Here is a 16,113-nt window from a genome sequence, read left to right as displayed (position 1 = left end):
CACTAGTGTGCCACTGCATATATTTGCCTCTCAATGCTAGGCGAGCATACATTCCCGTGTCGCAACCTCAAGAATAGTGTTATCGGCAGTATCGGTAAGCTGTCGGAAGAAGGGCGCATGGCCATCACCAGCAACAATCACTTCGATGTTCTGATCGTCGGAGCCGGGATCTCCGGCATCGGTGCGGCGTATCACCTTCGGACCCGACGGCCGGGCACCACCTTCGCGATTCTCGAGGGCCGCGACTCGATCGGTGGTACCTGGGACCTGTTCCGCTACCCCGGCATTCGGTCGGACTCCGACATGCCCAGCTTCGGTTTCGGATTCAAGCCCTGGACCCATCGCACCGCGATCGCCGAGCGGCAGGTCATCCTGGACTATCTGCGGGAAACAGTCTCCGAGAATCAGATCGAACAACACCTGAAGCTCGGACATCAGGTGATCAGTGCGGAATTCTCGACGGGCACGGGCCACTGGACAGTCCAGGTGCGGGCCTCGGGTTCTACTGAATCGGTCGCGTACACAGCGCGCTTCCTGTTTCTAGGCACCGGCTACTACGACTACGAACAGGGCTACACGCCGACGTTCGAGGGTGTCGACGATTTCACCGGAGACATTGTCCATCCGCAGCACTGGCCCGAGAATCTCGACTACGCGGGCAAGCGCGTCGTTGTGATCGGTAGCGGGGCCACCGCCGTCACGCTAGTCCCCTCCATGGCCGACAAGACCAGCCACATCACCATGCTGCAGCGTTCGCCGAGTTACGTGATCTCGATTCCGGCCGAGGACGTGATCGCCAACGCGCTGCACAGGGTGTTCAGTCCGGAGCGCGCGCACCAGCTGGCGCGATTGAAGAACATTGCCCTCAATCGCGGAATCTTCAAGGCCTGCATGCGCAGCCCGGAGTTGATGCGCCGCTTGCTCATCGCGAATGTGCGCAGGCAGCTGCCGAAGAATTTCGACGTAGACACCCACTTCACGCCTCGGTACAGCCCGTGGGAGCAGCGTCTGTGCATGGTGCCCAACGGTGATCTGTTCAAGGCGATCTCGGCGGGCAAGGCTTCGGTGGTCACCGACCGAATCGAGCGGTTCACCCCGAACGGGATCCTGCTGGAATCCGGTCAGGAGCTGGCCGCCGACATTGTCGTCACCGCGACCGGACTCAACCTGTCGCCGCTCGGCAAGATCGTGCTCAGCGTCGATGGAGCGCAGGTGAAGCTCGCCGATGCCACCGTCTACAAGGCGATGATGCTCAGCGGGGTACCGAATGCGGCGTTCGCCTTGGGTTACACGAATATCTCCTGGACGCTCAAGGTTGATCTGGTCAGTGAGCACTTCTGCCGCCTCCTCGATCACATGGACACCCACGGTCATCACATCGTCGAACCGGTCGTGGCGGACCCCGGCATGGTGTGCGTCCCGCTCATCGACCTGAGCGCCGGATACGTCCAGAGGGGAAAGGATGCCTTCCCCAAGGCCGGGACGATCGGGCCGTGGACGGTCGAGATGGCCTACGAGGCCGACGTAAAACGGCTGCGCCACGGACCAGTCGCGGACGCTGAGCTGAGATTCAGTTCGCGACAGCCGGTTTCGCCGACCCGATGAAGGATATCGCCTTCCCCAGTCATGGCGTCAGCTGCGCAGCTTGGCATCTGGCTGCCCAGCAGGCGCGGGTCGAGGATGGCCGTAGACGTCCTTGCGTGGTGATGGCGGCGGGCATCGGGGGGACTCGCATGGCGGGGCTCCTCGGTTTCGCGGCGGGATTCACGGCAGCCGGAATGGATGTCCTGCTGTTCGATTACCGCGGTTTCGGTGACTCCGACGGTCGTCGCCGCCAGGATGTCTCCTATCGTCGCCAACGCGAGGACTACCACGCCGCAATCGCGGCAGCCAGGCATCTTCCCGGCGTGGACGCGGACAAGATCGTCGTGTGGGGTACTTCGTACTCGGGTGGGCATGTGGTCGCGGTTGCGGCGCAGGACCCGCGCGTGGCCGCCGTCGTCGCGATGACCCCCGCTACCGACGGCGCGGCAGCGCTCGTGCATCTCACTCGCAATGCCGGTGCCGGTGCCCTGATCAGGCTCGCCGGTCACGGCTTGTTCGATCTGCTCGGTTCCCTGGGTGGTCGCGAGCACTACATCCCGGTCGCGGGTCAGCCGGGAAGCGTCGCCCTGCTCACCACTTCCGGCGCGGAGGAAGCGTATGTGGCGACCGCCGGGTCCACCTGGCGGAACGAAGTTCGCGCCCGCTCCGCCTTGGAGGTGTGTTTCAACCGGCCGATCACACACGCCGGTCGGGTACGGCGCCCGATGCTGGTGCAGGTCGGCATCAATGATCGGATCGCGCCGCCTTCGGCCGCGCGGCGAACCGTGCAACAGGTCGGTGAGTGGGGACGGCTGCGCGAATACCCGGTCGATCATTTCGATGTTTATGACGGTCCGTGGCAGCAGCGGTTGCTGGACGACCAGATCGCGTTTTTGGCCGAGGTGATCGATTGATCGCTCACCACTCGACTGAAAGGGGGACCCGCGCAGGCGGGGCTCCGATCAGCTTGTTCCGGGTCTGCTCATCGACATGCGCGGCCCTTGAACGGGTCTGTCAGTGCCAACTCGGCCGTTACTTCAGGACCCAATTGCCGTTCACTTGAACGGCTGACTCATCTGTGCGATCGTTCAATTGAACGGCTAGATCTCGAGAGAGGCAATCATGACCACCGATGCTCATGTCCACCACGACGATGAACTGTTCGGCAACGGGCAGGCGGATGGCGGCAGGCTCCTGCGTTCCATTGCCGGGGACCCATGGGATAACCCGCTGCTCACCCGCGGATCGATTACGCACCGCGTGTTCTCCGACGTCGGGTCCGCCCCGTACACGGTGATGGCGGTCTTCGTCCTCGGTACGGTTCAGCCGGCTGTCGGGCAGGCGCTCGATCAGCACGAGCCGTTGATGAACGGGGCCCGTTCGCGGTCGATCGGCACCGTGTTCCTGCGGATGCGCCACAGCTACGAAATCGCGTTCGGCATTCTGCTGGGCAAGACCGCGGAGGAACGCATCACCGCCGTGCACACCTTGCGGGAACTGCACCGGGTGATCCAGGGCCGGATGCCCGACGGCTCGCGCTACCACGCGTGGCAGCGCGATGTCTGGGCCTACGCCTGGCTGGGAATCTTCATGGGCATCATCGAGGCCTACGACTTCGCTCGGGGCTTCACATCCGATCGAGAACGGTTCGACGCGATCGCAGGATGCATCGAGGTCGGAAAACTGTTCGGAGTAGCGGGAATTCCGGAGACCCAGCCGGAGTTCGAAGCGTACTGGGACAATTTCGTTCATAATGAGGCGGCCTCCAACGCGGCGGTGCAGTACATCATGGAGCAGGTCGGTCCGGACATTCTCAAGCCGGCCAAGGCGCAGTGGATTCCCCAGCCGGTGTGGGCGGTGATCACCCTGCCGATGCGGCGGGTGTTCCGGGTCGGCGTCGTTGCGACCTTCCCAGCCGCCATCAAGACCAAAGTCGGATTCCGTGAAACGAGAGTCGACCGCGTCGAGGCCGCGATACACCGGCGGTTCTGGCGAGTGGTGCCGAAGCGAGCTACCGAGTACGCCGGGCAATCGGCATTCCGGGTACTTACCACAGTCGGCCGACCCGCATGGAAGGGTGCCTTCTCCGAGCAGAAGCTCGCCGAACGGCGTGCTTCGCTCGGCGAGCGTTCGTAATGCTCCGGGCACGTCGATTGCGCGATCGACGTGACTCACTCGAACGTCCGTACGGCGAGCGCGATCTCATCAGCGCCGGTGGCCTTCGCTGAGCCGGTCACGGTCTCCGTATCGACCCTGGGCTCGTCGTGGATCACGAGATTGCCTGCCTGGCAAACGAATTCGGATTCCATCGGACTGTGCCGATGCCGATGCCGATATCGATGTCGACGTTGTCGTGTCGGGTAAGAATGTCGGTGAGCTGGCGGACCTGCGCGGCCATCACCAGGCAGCTACCGGCAGTGTGCCGCAACGCGGCCTCGCCGACGAGCAGCTGGTCGCGGTGACCTGACAGGATGGGTACGATGTGGTGCTGCATCCGCTCCGTCGCGGTGGCTTCGCTGTCGTTGGACAGGCCAGCATACTCGAAGGTCTGCACCCGCCCGGGCAGGATGTCAGGCCTGCGCGGGATGTCAGGCCCGTGGCGGCGCTGTTACACGGTGCTCGGCCTCGAGATCGATCAAGCTGGCCATCTCGATAGTACTCACGGTCGGTCGCGTCTTACCGGCTGACGTAGGCATGGTGAACCTCTAAGACACTCGTTGGCTGTGGAACTGATCCGTCGGGAAGTCGGCCGGATAGGGACGATAAGGAGCGGACCGCCCCGGGGCGCCGGGGCCTCAAGGGGGCTCACCGGGGCGGTCCCCGCCCTCGCGGGCAACGCCGACTGGGTCTATGCCCGAGGTAGTCAGGGTGGTTCGCGGGCCGGTCTCAGCAATCAAAAATCTGTGGGCTGTCAATATCTGATGCTTGACGGTGGGCTACTCGTGCGGCGTATAGCAGATCGGGATAGCTCGATCGGCTCCGAGGTCGACTGTCACGAAGCGTGGCAGCGGGGAAGGAGAGCAGCCCGGTGATCAGGGGAAGAGCTCAGGTGTCACAGCGCCTGAGGGGATGTGTACACAACACGATCAAGACAGAGGCCCCATGGAGCACTCGACCAGACCTGCAATGAACGATCAGTCAGCAAATGGCGTGCGCGTCGCTTGGCCGAATTGTGTCGTGCGGGGAGTCGCCGCGGTCGCCACGGCCGTGCCGGTGATAGCAGCGCCGCGTGCGCGCTAACCGTAGAGAGCCTGCCGCTACCCGAACCTGGCGTCGGCACCGACACTTATACCCTGCATGCAGTTGTTCGACAACGCGCTGAACCTGCCCAACCAAGCCAAGGTGAAGATCGGTGGTTCCGACGTCGGGGTGGTCTCGGCGGTTGCCGCCAAGAATTTCCAGGCCGCCGTCGAGATGCAGATCTCGACGTCAGTCGTGTTGCCGGTCGGGACCACCGCCGAACTGCGCCAGGCCACCCCGCTCGGTGATGTGTTCATCGCCTTGTCCGCACCTCGAGCGTCCCGTCTCGACGCCGCTCTGCTGCGCGACGGCGACACCATCGGCCGCGAATCCACTGCGGCCGGCGCCACCGCCGAAGAGCTGCTCATCTCGGTGTCGATGCTGTTCAACGGGGGTGGCGTCGCTAGCCTGAGTCGCCTCGGCAGCGAACTCGGCGCCATCCTGGGTGGACGCGGCGGCGATCTGGCCCACCTGCTCACCGAGATGACTGGCGTCATCGGCGATCTCAACAACAACAGCGCCCGCATCGACGCTGTACTCGCAGAATTCAACACCGTCGCCTCGACCATCGAGAACCGCAGCAGAGAGCTGGGCCAGGTCGCCGACTCCCTGCCCCAGGCGATCGGTGCGATCGCCGAGAACAACCGCGCGATCGGCGATCTGCTGTCGACACTGTCCACCGCGACAGCGCCGTTGGGCGACTACTCCAAACACCACAGGTGATCAACTCGGGTCGCTGCTGAACAATCTCGACAGCCTCACCGCCGCATTGGCGGCATCTGGGGACAGCTTTGGCATGGTGATGGATCAAATGCACGCGCTCCGACCCAGCGCCGATGTCATGTTCGAAGGCAAGGCGATGTCGGTGCATTGGGCTTGACCAACTTCGACATCGGGCTGTTGACCAGGCCCGCCGACTCGAAGTTCTGGGACCTACGAGATATGAACGACTTCGTCGGTAGCTTCATCCAGGTCCTGCAGATCGTACAGGGGCGCGTCGGCGGACTCCGTTGAGGTTGTGGCTTCGCGCGGGCACTCCGGGGAGCGCGGTCATTTGTGGAATTCACGCCCGCCGACCTGATCGCTCCCGTGCTGGTGCAGCCAGAACCGCCGAAGCCCCGAGTCCTACCGCCACATCCCGACCGCGGCCCGGCTGCGCGCTCTGCCCGCCCTCGTCGACGAACTGTGGATGTTGGGCGTCCACGCGATCAACCTTTCGCCTTCGTCGAGAACAAGGCCGCAGCGGGCTCCGCCGCCATCGCACCAGACAACCTGGATGGTCCAGGCGATCCAGGCCGTTCGCGCGGCGGTGCCGAAGATCGTGATCTCCGGAGAGGTCTGCGACTGTGCGTGGACGACACCGGCGAATGCGTCGTGCACGACGACCAGGGCCGGACCGACCTGTCCGCGACCTGACACCCTGATGCCGTCGATGGCCACGCTGCACGCACAGGCAGGGGCGGACATCATCGTCCCGGCCGCGGTGCTCGACGGCTCGCTGATGGAGGTCCGCCGCGTGCTCGACGAGCGAGGGTTGCCGATGTCGGGATCACCCGAGTGTCATCTTCGACAGCGCCCTGTTCACCGCCTACAAGTCCGCGATGAACACCGAACTCCGCCGCGGCAATCGGCGAGGCTTCCAGATCGATCCTGATCGGGTCGGCTCGCGCCACTGCAGGCCGAGCGCTGGATCAGAGGGCGTGGAATTTGCACTGGTTCTGCCAGCCATGACCTCGATCGAGGAACTGACCAAACTGTCCGGTTGGATAGTTGGCACGCCCGAGACGGGAATCATCTGCTCAGGGGATCAGGTGTTCGGATCCGCCGGTTGGCGGCGGCCGATTCCCTTCCACGGGAAGAAATCCGGAATATCGGCGGGGACGCGTCGCGCGAACTCGGGGGCACGCTTGCCGAGGAACGACAGGATGCCCTCCATGGTGTCGGGGTTGCTCCGGCAGCTGGCGATGAGCTTGGAATCCAGCGAATGCGCGGGATAGGGGCTGTCGTGGCCGCTGAGGTTGAGCAACATCTGGCGGGTGACGGCCACCGATACCGGTGCGCTGTACTCGACGATATCCTTGGCGTACGCCCGCGCCGCGGTGAGCACGTCATCCGGCTCGGCGAGTTGCTGAACCAACCCCGCGGAGAGGGCCTCGGCCGCCGGGAACACCCGGCCGCTCAGCATCCAGTCCATTGCCCGGCCCATGCCGACCAGACGGGGTAGATACCAGGCCGAACCGCCTTCAGGGAAGAGTCCCCGCCGGGTGAACACGTACCCGAACCGGCTGTCGGTCGCCGCGATCCGGTAGTCGGCGGGCAGGATGATTGTCGATCCCGCGCCCACGGCCGCGCCCCGGATAGCCGCGATCACCGGCTTCGTGCATTCGAAGATGCGAAGCGAGCATTGTCCGGCGGGCTCGAGCCAGCATTCTTCTTCTTCTTCGTCGTCGATTGCCAGCCCGCCGCCTGCGAGATCGGCCCCGACGCAGAAGTCTGAGCCTTCGCCCGTCAGGATGATCGCGCGGACATCCGGATCGCGGTCGGCGACGGTGATCGCGGCACCGAGTTCGGTGGCCATCGTCATCGTGTAGGCGTTTCGCGCCGCCGGGCGGTTCATGCTGATGGTGGCGATGTGCTCGTCGACCGAGTAGAGAACCTGCTCGTACTGCGTGGTCACGCCAGGTTCTGCCGATCGCGTCACCGGTCCGCCCCCGCTGCGGTGGTCGTGGTCGGGCCGGAGATGTCACATGCGTTCACGGTAGTCCTCTTCCGCTGTCGTGCACGGGTGTGCGCTGTCGATGTCAAGGAACTGCTCGGTCACGCCCGGCGTCGAGCCGTGGCGTACGACCTGTCGCGTGCTTCGACAGTTGTTTACGGAAGCATGAATACCGTAAATATTGACAAAAGTCAAGAGTTGGTAAATGTCGGGGTCAAGGTGTGACGATGGGGAACGACGGGTCGAAGTCGTCGAGGACGCTCGCGAGCGCGTCGAGTGCGCTCTTGTCGCCGTCGAGGGTGATCTTGCCGTCGGCGGCCAGTTTCGGTGCCGCGGCCGGTTTCGGCAGCGCGGCGACGAGGAATGGCTTGGCGCCGCTGATCGGGTTGCCCGCACCCGTACAGCGGGTCACGATGGCGCTGGGCGCTCCGCTGATCCCGGTGCGCCCCAGCGTCCGGCTGCGCTGGGAGGGTTCGGCGGCCGCCAGACGCTGGTGATCCGCTCCCGGCGCGGTGTCGACGACACTCGCGGCATCGTCTATCTGCACGGCAGGGATACCGGGTACCCCGCGGGTGGTGGTCGACCTGCTCGGGCGGCTCGCCCGCGAGACCGGCGCGACCATCTACGTGCCGACCTATCGATTCGCGCCCGAACATCCCTACCCCGCGGCGGTGGACGACGCCGAAGCCGTGTGGTCGGCGGTGTCGACCAGCACCGGACGGCGACCCGAACAGCTGATTCTGGCCGGTGACTCCGCGGGCGGCGGCGCAGCGCTGTGCACGGCGATCCGGCTTCGGGAAGCCGGTCGCGAGCTACCGGCGGGACCGGCGCTGATCTGCCCGTGGCTGGATCTGTCCCTCTCGGGTGCCTCGGTGCTGGCCAACGCCGACGTCGAACCCCTGCTCACCCTTCCGGCACTGCGCGCGTGGTCTGCGCACTATCGCGACGGCCTCGACCCGTGCGATCCGCTGGTCTCGCCGCTGTACGCGGATCTGACCGGATTGCCGCCGATGGTCGTCCAGTCGGCGGCCCAGGACTTGCTGGCCGATGACAGCGCCCGGTTGGCGAAGTTCGCGGCGGCGGCGGGAATCGACGTGTGACGCCGTCGGGTCGAGCGGGTCTGGCACGGGTGCTATGCGTTTCCCTCCCTCTTCGCCGAGATCGATCAGGCGACACGGGAACTGGCGGGGGAGCTGGCCGGGATGTGGCAGCCGGGGTCTGCGGTCTGAGGGCGTGGCTGACGGCGCGGCCGAGTCGGTCTGGAAGGCGGTCACCAAGAAAATGCTGATCACGACACCCGCGGGCATCTACGTCGTGCCGCCGTGGCTGCTGAATCGGTTGTTCCCGCAGGGATACCAGCTCATCGCCCGGCTCATGGCGCGGTTCGCGCCGACCGTGGCAGGGGCGCGCGACGACTCGGCACCGACCGCGCCGACCCCCGCGGCCCGCGCGCTCTGATCGCGTCATCGCACGCGTCGGTGCCGGTCGGACCGGTGCTAACCGATCGACTCGGAGTGCGCCGAGTCCACGTCACCGTAGGTCGTGACGATCGCGAACAGCGAATCGAGATGGTCGCGCAGCGAATCGTGATCGGACAGGTCGAACCGTGGGCTCGGCGTGGTGACGATCGAAACACACATGCGCACACCCCATTCGATCACCAGATCGAGCGGGAGCCCGGTATCGGCGAGGTCGGGATGCATGCTGCGGACCATGTTCTCGGCGAGCTCGCCACCCATGTCGAGCAACGGCGTGAGGTCGACCGTCAGGGAGCGCGCGAGCAACGCGGGATTCTCCCGCAGCATCGCTTGGAACAGCTCGTTGCCCTCGACGAAGGCGACCCCGGCCACCACCAGTTCGCGGAAGTGGATACGAAGGGGCATCCGCTCCATGAACACCGGCATGAGAGCGGCGAGAAAGCTCAAGGCCTCGCGTTCCATCATCGCCACCCGGACCGCTTCCTGATCGCCCACGTATTTGTACACGGTGGGCCGGGACACTCCCGCTCGCTCCGCGATGAGGGCGTGCATCCGCTCCGACGTCGGCGATTCGATGTAGCACTGCCGAGCGGCGTCGAGGATGCGCTCACGAAACATGTCTTGCTTCGTCACGACGACCTCCTCACACCCCGCAGCCGGACACACCCATCGTCGCACAGCCGCCGGTGTCCTACCTAGCGACCTACCTACCGGCCCGCTCCGCGAACCGAGCGGCGGTGTCCGGTCCGCTCGCTGTGCGGTGACACGACGGTCGCCGTGTCGATTCCGCGACCACCGGCGGCTTCTGACGTTCCCGCCGCGCCCGCGCGCGCCGCGCGGGTCAGCCGAGCCGGCGTCCGTCGGTGGGATGGAAGAAGAAGATTTGCTCGGTGTCCGCGCGAACGGTGAGGCGTTCGCCCATGGCCGGTGGGTTACGCCAATCTGTGCGCGCCACCAGGGTCTGCGTCCCCTTCCCGACCTGGGTGCGCCCGTAGACGAAGGCGTCGGAGCCGAGTTCTTCCACCACTTCCACCGTGATCGCGATGCCCATCGGTTCGGCTCCGGGGCCGGCGGCGGAACCGGTGATCGCCAGGTGCTCGGGCCGGATACCGACGACGACGGAACCATCGACGGCATCGGCGACCGTGCGGGGGACCGCCAGGGGATGCCCGCCCACGCGCACTGTCCCGTCCGCGACGGCGACGGTGAACAGGTTCATCGCGGGCGAGCCCATGAATCCGGCGACGAACACATTGGCCGGATCGCGGTACAGGTCGCGCGGGGAGGCGCACTGCTGCAGCAGGCCGTCCTTGAGCACGGCGACGCGGTCACCCATCGTCATCGCCTCGACCTGGTCGTGGGTGACGTAGACGGTGGTGGTGCCGAGCCTGCGCTGCAACTGGGCGATCTGGGTGCGGGTCTGCACGCGCAGCTTGGCGTCGAGGTTCGACAGCGGCTCGTCCATCAGGAAGACCTGCGGCTGGCGCACGATCGCGCGGCCCATCGCCACCCGCTGCCGCTGACCGCCGGACAGCGCCTTGGGCTTGCGGTCCAGGTACTGCTCGAGGTCGAGCAGCTTGGCCGCGGCCAGTACCCGCTCGTCGCGCTCGGTCTTGGACACCTTGGCCAGCTTCAGCGCGAAGCCCATGTTCTCCGCGACCGACATGTGCGGGTAGAGCGCGTAGTTCTGGAAGACCATCGCGATGTCGCGATCCTTGGGTTCGGCGTTGGTGACGTCGTTGTCGCCGATCAGGATGCGGCCGCCGTTGACCTCCTCGAGGCCGGCCAGCATGCGGAGCGAGGTGGACTTGCCGCAGCCGGACGGGCCGACGAGGACCAGGAATTCGCCGTCGGCGATCTCGAGGTCGAGCGCGTCGACGGCGGGTTTGGTCGCACCGGCGTAGCGCCTGGTGGCACGGTAGAAACTCACCTTGGCCACGGTCACATCCTTTCGCTCCAGCAGCGGGTGGAGTCTCTCCAGCTTGCGGTAGCTGATTATTTGTGTCAAATTGACTCATGAATCAATCATAAATGAGCATCTTCGCGGCGAGTTTGCTGAACGCTGGATCTCGCCGCGGCGGCACGCCAATAGAGACTTCTGACCGTTAATGATTGATTTCATGCTTCCTGAATCAGAAACGATCAGCTACGCTCGGCTGATACGGCAGATGCCCACCACTCCCCGCCTGATCGCTAGGACTTCTCGATGAACGAACTTCCCGCGCCCGATGTCGTCGGTACGTTGCTGGGCTATCTGCTCATGTCGCCGCTGTCGCTCGGCCACAACCTGTGGCTGACGCTGGCGAATCTGCTGGGCTGGTGACAGTGCGTACCACGATGACGAAACGAGTCACCGGCGTGGTGCTGGCGGGTGTGCTGGCCGCCGGGGCGTCGGTCGTGGTGAGCCTCGCTCCGGCCGTGGCCATCCCGATCCCCGGGGGCCAGGCCACGACCCTGTTCATTCCCGGTGCCGACGGCGTCCGGCTCAACGCGGTCATCACCGCGCCCGCCGACATCGCCGATGGCAAGAATCCGCTCGTGCTCCAGCCCTCGGGCTGGGGGATGCCGGCCATGGGCAGCATCGGATCGGCCTACAAGCTGTCCACGGGCGAGGATTTCATCTCGATCGAATACACCGCGCGTGGCATGTACCTGTCCAGCGGTGAGGTCGATGTGCTGGGCGAGAACGACGCGCGCGACGCCTCGGCCGTGATCGACTGGGCCATCGCCAATCTGAATGTCGATCCCGACCGGATCGCGATCGCCGGTGGCTCGTACGGGGCGGGCATGGCGGTGCTCGCCGCCGCCCACGACCCACGGATCAAGGTGCTCGTCGCCGACTCGCCGCCCGGCGACCCGGCGCAGGCGCTCGCGCCGAACGACACGCCGAAGACCGGTGGCCCGATCGCGCTGGCGCTGTCGGGCGCGGCGACCAACCGCTACAGCGCCGATCTGGTCGAGCGCGGCATCGACACCATCCTGCGTGGCGACGGCGAGGCCTTCAAGACCTTGCCGTCGCGGGAACTGCTGGCGCGCTCGATCCCCGCTCTCAACGCCAACGGCACCGCGGTCTTCCTCGCCCACGACTGGCAGGACAGCTTGCTCCCGGTGGACCCGGTCTATGACCTGTTCGACGAGCTCACCGGCCCGAAGATGCTGTTCCTGCAGCCCGGCGACCACTCCACCGGCGGTGGTGCCGGGCAGATCGTCGGCCTGCCGAACCCCATCTGGGACAGGGCGATTCGCTGGCTCGACCACTACGTCAACGGTGCCGAGAACGGGATCGACAGTGAGCCGGTGGTGACGTTGGAACCAGCGAACACCGGACCGTATGTCTACTTCGACTCCGTCGCCCAGGCGCGGGCCGAGCTGCGCGCGCTGCCGTTGTCGGCCCCCTCGGCCGGGGTCATCGGCGCCGACGCGGGCCAGAGCTGGTCGCAGACCCTGTTCTCGGCTCCCACCCTCGCGGTGGCCGCGGTGCCGTACGTGACCGGCAGTCTGGCGCAGCTGGGCTGGGCGCCGGCGATTCCGCTCGGCGCCGTGGATCGCCAGGCCGCCGGAGTCTGGCGCACCGAGCCCTTCGCCGGCGGCGGACTGGTGTCCGGACGTCCCCGCGTCGACCTGACCGCCGTGCCCGCGGGCCCTGACCTGACGCTGATCGGCATCCTCTACGACGAGGCCCCCGACGGCACGGGCAAGCCGATCACGTACTGGCCGCTGACCCGCCACGGGCTGACCCCCGGCGCGCCGACCCGGATGACCTGGGAACTCGAGCCGACCTACTGGAATCTCGCGCCTGGACACCGGCTCACCCTCGCGGTGACCTCGCAGGACCCGGTGCCGTTCCAGAGCTCGACACCGATGGGCGCTCCGGTCACCCTCACCTCGCCGTCGACGGTGGACCTACCGGTGCGTGGATCGTGAAACGGACCCTCGTGGTGGCGACGCTGCTGTTGCTGTCGCCACTGCTCGGCCCGCTGCCCGTGGCGACGGCCGACCCCGCGCTGCCGGTGACCGTGCCCGCCGTCCGGCACTTCGACACCGACGCCGGACAATTCGGTCTGGCACCCGGCGCGCGCGTGGTTGGCACCGGGGCGGCCGCGGCCGCGGCGGCGGCGCGCCTGGCCACGGACCTGTCCCGGTCGGGTCGGGTGGTCGAGTCCGCACCCGGCCCGGCTCGGCCCGGCGACATCGTCGTCCGCGTCGACCCGTCCGGTCCCGCCGAGCCGGAGTCCTATCGTGTCGACATCGGCGACACGGTGACCGCGACGGCGCGCACCGGCGCCGGCGCGGGACACGCCACCCAGACCCTGCTGCAGTGGCTGTCCCAGTCGACGACGCTGCCGCGGGGCACGGTCACCGACTGGCCCGATTACGCCGAGCGCGGTCTCATGCTCGATCTGGGGCGCAAGTACCTCAGCGTCGACTGGATCAAACAGCGCATCCGCGAGATGGCCTACTACCGGATGAACCTGCTGCACCTGCACCTGTCGGACCACTACGGATTCCGGCTGGCCAGTGTGAGCCACCCCGAGATCACCTCGCCCGAGCACTACAGCCGGGCCGAGATGGCCGACATCGTCGCCTACGCGGCGGAGTTCGGGATCGAGGTGGTTCCGGAGATCGGTTTCCCCGGTCACATGAACGCCATCCTGGCCGCGTATCCGGAGCTGATCCTGCACCCGGCCACCACCGGCCCGGTGGACGCCGCCACCGACAGCCTGCTGGCGGGTACCGCCGAGGGCCGCATCGATCTGTCGAATCCGGCCGCGCGCCCCCTGATCGAAGACCTGCTGCGGGAGTTCGTGCCGCAGTTCCCCGGTCGCTACTTCCACATCGGTGGCGACGAGTACGTCACCGACTACGGCCGCTATCCGCAGCTCGCGACGGCCGCGCACGAGGTACTCGGCCCCGAGTTCGGTCCGCAGGACCTGGTGGCCGACACCGTGAACTGGGCGGCCGACATCATCGCCGCCTACGGCAAGACCACGCGCATGTGGAACGACGGAATCCCGCGCGGCGCGCGGATTCCGGTCCAGACCTCGGTCGTGATCGAGCACTGGACCTCGGGCAACGGCATCCTGCCCTGGTTCGGCAACGACAACGGCCCCCAGCAGCTCGCCGACCAGGGGCGCCTGCTGAACAATTCCGCCTTCACCCCGACCTACTGGGCCACCGGCGGTTACGCGGCGCCGATGAACACCCCGCCCGAGGTGCTCTACGCCTGGGATCCCGGTTTGTTCGTCAACGGCACCCGGCTGCGCCCCGATCAGCGCGCGCAGCTGCTCGGCTCCAAGCTCCACGTGTGGGCCGATGACCCGACCACCATGACCGAACAGCAGATGGTCGCCCCGGTGGCCGCCCGGCTCCCGGTCATGGCCCAGCAACTCTGGACGGGCACCGGTGGCCTCGGCTACGGCGTGTTCACCGACCGGGTGCGCGCGGTGGGGTCGGCGCCGTGAGCGCGCCCGGAGGAGTCCGTACTCTGTTCGCGGCCCTGATGGCGGCGGCCGCGCTGTCGACCGCCGCGCCCGCGCACGCCGCGCCGGCCTCCGTCGAGGCGGGCTGTCCGCCCTCGGCCACGCATCCGGTCCCGGTGGTGTTGCTGCACGGGACCATGGACGACGCGACCGCGTGGGATGTGCTCATGCCCGAGCTGGTCGCGGCCGGATACTGCGTGTACGCGCCGACCTACGGGGTGACCGCCACGTCCTTCGGGATGGGCGGTCTCGCCCCGGTCGCCGCGTCGGCCCAGGAAGTCGCCGCCTACATCGCCGCGGTCTTGGCGGCCACCGGCGCCGATCGGGTGGACATCGTCGGCCACTCCCAGGGTGGCGCGATCGCCGAGTACTACGCGAAGAACCTCGGTCACGCCGATCGGGTGCGCTCGGCGGTCCTGCTCGCCCCGGTCACCCACGGCACCACCCTCAGCGGTGCCGTGCACGGCGCCGAACTCGTGCCCGGCCTGCGCGACGCGCTCGATTCCACCGCCCTGCCCGTGATCTGCGCGGCCTGCGTGGACCTGGAAGCCGGTTCGGCGTTCGAGGCGGCGCTGAACTCGGGTCCGATCGCGCAGCCCGGGGTCGGATACTCGGTGCTGGCCACCCGCGACGACCTCGTCAGCACGCCGGCGGGTCCGGCGTCGTTCATCGACGAACCCGGTGTCGTGAACCAGTACGTCCAGGATCTGGCCCCCGTGTCGGTGTCGCACCAGGCGATGCCGGGCGACCCGGTGGTGATCGGCTGGACGCGCGAGCGACTGCGCGCCGCGGACAACGGCTGAGCGATCCGTCGACGGCCGGGGTGCGCGAGCGATCAGACCAGATCCACGCGCACCCCGGCCGCCCGGATCGCCGCGACCGCGTCGCGGTCGGCATCGGTATCGGTGACCACAACGTCGACCGCCTCGATCGGGCAGATCCTGGCCAGCGCGGTGCACACCAGCTTCTCGGAGATGGTCGCCACGATCACCCGCTCGGCCCGCCGGACCATCTCCGCGCTCACGCCCGCCTCGTCGACGTGGCGGCACCGTGCCCCGCCCTCGGCCGAGAGCGCGTTCACCCCGAGCACGACCGTGGTCATCTGCAGTTCCGCCAGCGAGCGTTCGGCGAGCGGCCCGTGCAGCTCATAGGATTCGCGCCGAGCCGTCCCGCCGAGGCAGATGGTGCGCAGATGCGGCCGCAGCACCAGCTCGGAGGCGATGTTGAGGGCATTGGTGACGATGGTCAGCTGCGCGTCCTCGGCGGCCGACAGGTCGGGCCGACCGGCCAGCGCCCGCGCGAGCGCGCTGGTGGTCGTGCCTCCGTTGAGCCCGACCACCTCGGAGGCGCCGATCAGCGCGGCGGTGTGCTCGGCGATGCGATCCTGGGAGCGGTCACCGTGCCGGTAGCGCGCGGGCAGATCGTAGGCGATCGAGGTGGCGACGATCCCGCCGTGCGTGCGGGTGGCCAGGTTCTGCTCGGCCAGCGCGGTGAAATCGCGCCGCACCGTCGCCGCCGATACCGATAGCCGGGCGGCCGCCTGTTCCACCGACAGGCGACCGCCCTCGGCCAGCAGCTCGAGCAGCCGGTTCCAGCGTTGCGATCGGTCCGACAT

Annotated in this window: 17 protein-coding genes; 11 read left to right on the top strand and 6 right to left on the bottom strand. The window is 67.1% G+C overall.

All coding sequences use genetic code 11. From position 1 onward, the window contains the following. Nucleotides 1-117: 117 nt before the first annotated feature. From AB0L91_RS22165 to AB0L91_RS22155, 3 genes are all read left to right on the top strand, one after another. A complete protein-coding gene (locus AB0L91_RS22165) occupies nt 118-1,605 on the top strand; it encodes an NAD(P)/FAD-dependent oxidoreductase (RefSeq protein WP_365012738.1) in 1,488 nt (495 codons plus the stop codon). Further along, complete coding sequence (locus AB0L91_RS22160) at nt 1,602-2,498, top strand: alpha/beta fold hydrolase (RefSeq protein ID WP_365012737.1); 897 nt, start codon at nt 1,602-1,604, stop codon at nt 2,496-2,498. The genes AB0L91_RS22165 and AB0L91_RS22160 overlap by 4 nt, the downstream gene beginning before the upstream one ends. 208 nt (nt 2,499-2,706) lie before the next feature. Next, nucleotides 2,707-3,720: an oxygenase MpaB family protein gene (locus tag AB0L91_RS22155; RefSeq protein WP_365012734.1), complete on the top strand. Its 1,014-nt coding sequence runs from the start codon at nt 2,707-2,709 to the stop codon at nt 3,718-3,720. A gap of 133 nt (nt 3,721-3,853) precedes the next feature. Here AB0L91_RS22155 and AB0L91_RS22150 read toward each other — a convergent pair whose 3' ends face one another. After that, nucleotides 3,854-4,150, bottom strand: a complete 297-nt coding sequence (locus tag AB0L91_RS22150) for a Scr1 family TA system antitoxin-like transcriptional regulator (RefSeq protein WP_365013682.1) — start codon at nt 4,148-4,150, stop codon at nt 3,854-3,856. Nucleotides 4,151-4,887: 737 nt separating this feature from the next. Here AB0L91_RS22150 and AB0L91_RS22145 point away from each other — a divergent pair. The 3 genes from AB0L91_RS22145 to AB0L91_RS22135 all read left to right on the top strand — a co-directional run bounded on the left by AB0L91_RS22145 (nt 4,888) and on the right by AB0L91_RS22135 (nt 6,478). Continuing rightward, the gene (locus AB0L91_RS22145) at nt 4,888-5,547 is read left to right on the top strand and encodes an MCE family protein (protein ID WP_365012732.1); all 660 of its coding nucleotides are present in this window, start codon (nt 4,888-4,890) and stop codon (nt 5,545-5,547) included. A 153-nt stretch (nt 5,548-5,700) separates the two neighbouring features. Then, nucleotides 5,701-5,838 (top strand): hypothetical protein, encoded by a 138-nt coding sequence (locus tag AB0L91_RS22140; RefSeq protein ID WP_365012731.1) that lies wholly within the window; start codon nt 5,701-5,703, stop codon nt 5,836-5,838. A 121-nt stretch (nt 5,839-5,959) separates the two neighbouring features. Further along, complete coding sequence (locus AB0L91_RS22135; protein WP_365013680.1) at nt 5,960-6,478, top strand: hypothetical protein; 519 nt, start codon at nt 5,960-5,962, stop codon at nt 6,476-6,478. Nucleotides 6,479-6,631: 153 nt separating this feature from the next. Here the strand turns inward: AB0L91_RS22135 and AB0L91_RS22130 are convergent, their stop codons facing one another. Both AB0L91_RS22130 and AB0L91_RS22125 read right to left on the bottom strand, forming a co-directional pair. Then, nucleotides 6,632-7,501 carry an enoyl-CoA hydratase-related protein gene (locus AB0L91_RS22130; protein ID WP_365012728.1) on the bottom strand — a complete coding sequence of 290 codons (870 nt, stop codon included), beginning with the start codon at nt 7,499-7,501 and terminating at the stop codon, nt 6,632-6,634. 253 nt (nt 7,502-7,754) lie between these two features. Further along, the gene (locus tag AB0L91_RS22125) at nt 7,755-8,087 is read right to left on the bottom strand and encodes an alkyl sulfatase C-terminal domain-containing protein (protein WP_365012725.1); all 333 of its coding nucleotides are present in this window, start codon (nt 8,085-8,087) and stop codon (nt 7,755-7,757) included. 28 nt (nt 8,088-8,115) lie between these two features. Between AB0L91_RS22125 and AB0L91_RS22120 the strand changes: the two genes are divergently transcribed. Beyond that, nucleotides 8,116-8,640: an alpha/beta hydrolase fold domain-containing protein gene (locus AB0L91_RS22120; RefSeq protein ID WP_365012722.1), complete on the top strand. Its 525-nt coding sequence runs from the start codon at nt 8,116-8,118 to the stop codon at nt 8,638-8,640. Nucleotides 8,641-8,773: 133 nt separating this feature from the next. After that, complete coding sequence (locus AB0L91_RS22115) at nt 8,774-8,998, top strand: hypothetical protein (RefSeq protein ID WP_365012720.1); 225 nt, start codon at nt 8,774-8,776, stop codon at nt 8,996-8,998. Between the two features lie 38 nt (nt 8,999-9,036). Here AB0L91_RS22115 and AB0L91_RS22110 read toward each other — a convergent pair whose 3' ends face one another. Both AB0L91_RS22110 and ugpC read right to left on the bottom strand, forming a co-directional pair. Further along, nucleotides 9,037-9,651, bottom strand: a complete 615-nt coding sequence (locus AB0L91_RS22110; RefSeq protein WP_365012717.1) for a TetR/AcrR family transcriptional regulator — start codon at nt 9,649-9,651, stop codon at nt 9,037-9,039. Nucleotides 9,652-9,859: 208 nt separating this feature from the next. After that, complete coding sequence (gene ugpC, locus AB0L91_RS22105) at nt 9,860-10,957, bottom strand: sn-glycerol-3-phosphate ABC transporter ATP-binding protein UgpC (RefSeq protein ID WP_365012714.1); 1,098 nt, start codon at nt 10,955-10,957, stop codon at nt 9,860-9,862. Between the two features lie 398 nt (nt 10,958-11,355). Here ugpC and AB0L91_RS22100 point away from each other — a divergent pair, with 398 nt between their 5' ends. Genes AB0L91_RS22100 through AB0L91_RS22090 form a run of 3 tightly spaced genes read left to right on the top strand, consistent with a single transcriptional unit; the run spans nt 11,356 to nt 15,301 of the window. Next, complete coding sequence (locus AB0L91_RS22100; RefSeq protein WP_365012711.1) at nt 11,356-12,942, top strand: CocE/NonD family hydrolase; 1,587 nt, start codon at nt 11,356-11,358, stop codon at nt 12,940-12,942. After that, entirely contained in the window at nt 12,939-14,480 is a 1,542-nt protein-coding gene (locus AB0L91_RS22095; RefSeq protein ID WP_365012708.1) for a glycoside hydrolase family 20 protein, read from the top strand. The genes AB0L91_RS22100 and AB0L91_RS22095 overlap by 4 nt, the downstream gene beginning before the upstream one ends. Then, nucleotides 14,477-15,301, top strand: coding sequence for an alpha/beta fold hydrolase (locus AB0L91_RS22090; RefSeq protein ID WP_365012707.1), 825 nt, complete (start codon nt 14,477-14,479; stop codon nt 15,299-15,301). Before AB0L91_RS22095 ends, AB0L91_RS22090 begins: the two co-directional genes overlap by 4 nt. Nucleotides 15,302-15,333: 32 nt before the next feature. Here AB0L91_RS22090 and AB0L91_RS22085 read toward each other — a convergent pair whose 3' ends face one another. Then, nucleotides 15,334-16,113: a DeoR/GlpR family DNA-binding transcription regulator gene (locus AB0L91_RS22085; RefSeq protein ID WP_365012705.1), complete on the bottom strand. Its 780-nt coding sequence runs from the start codon at nt 16,111-16,113 to the stop codon at nt 15,334-15,336.

The organism is Nocardia sp. NPDC051833 (assembly GCF_040681225.1).
Lineage (GTDB): Bacteria > Actinomycetota > Actinomycetes > Mycobacteriales > Mycobacteriaceae > Nocardia.
Note: the sequence above shows the minus strand (reverse complement) of the source record. Positions and strands in the feature narration are given on the sequence as shown.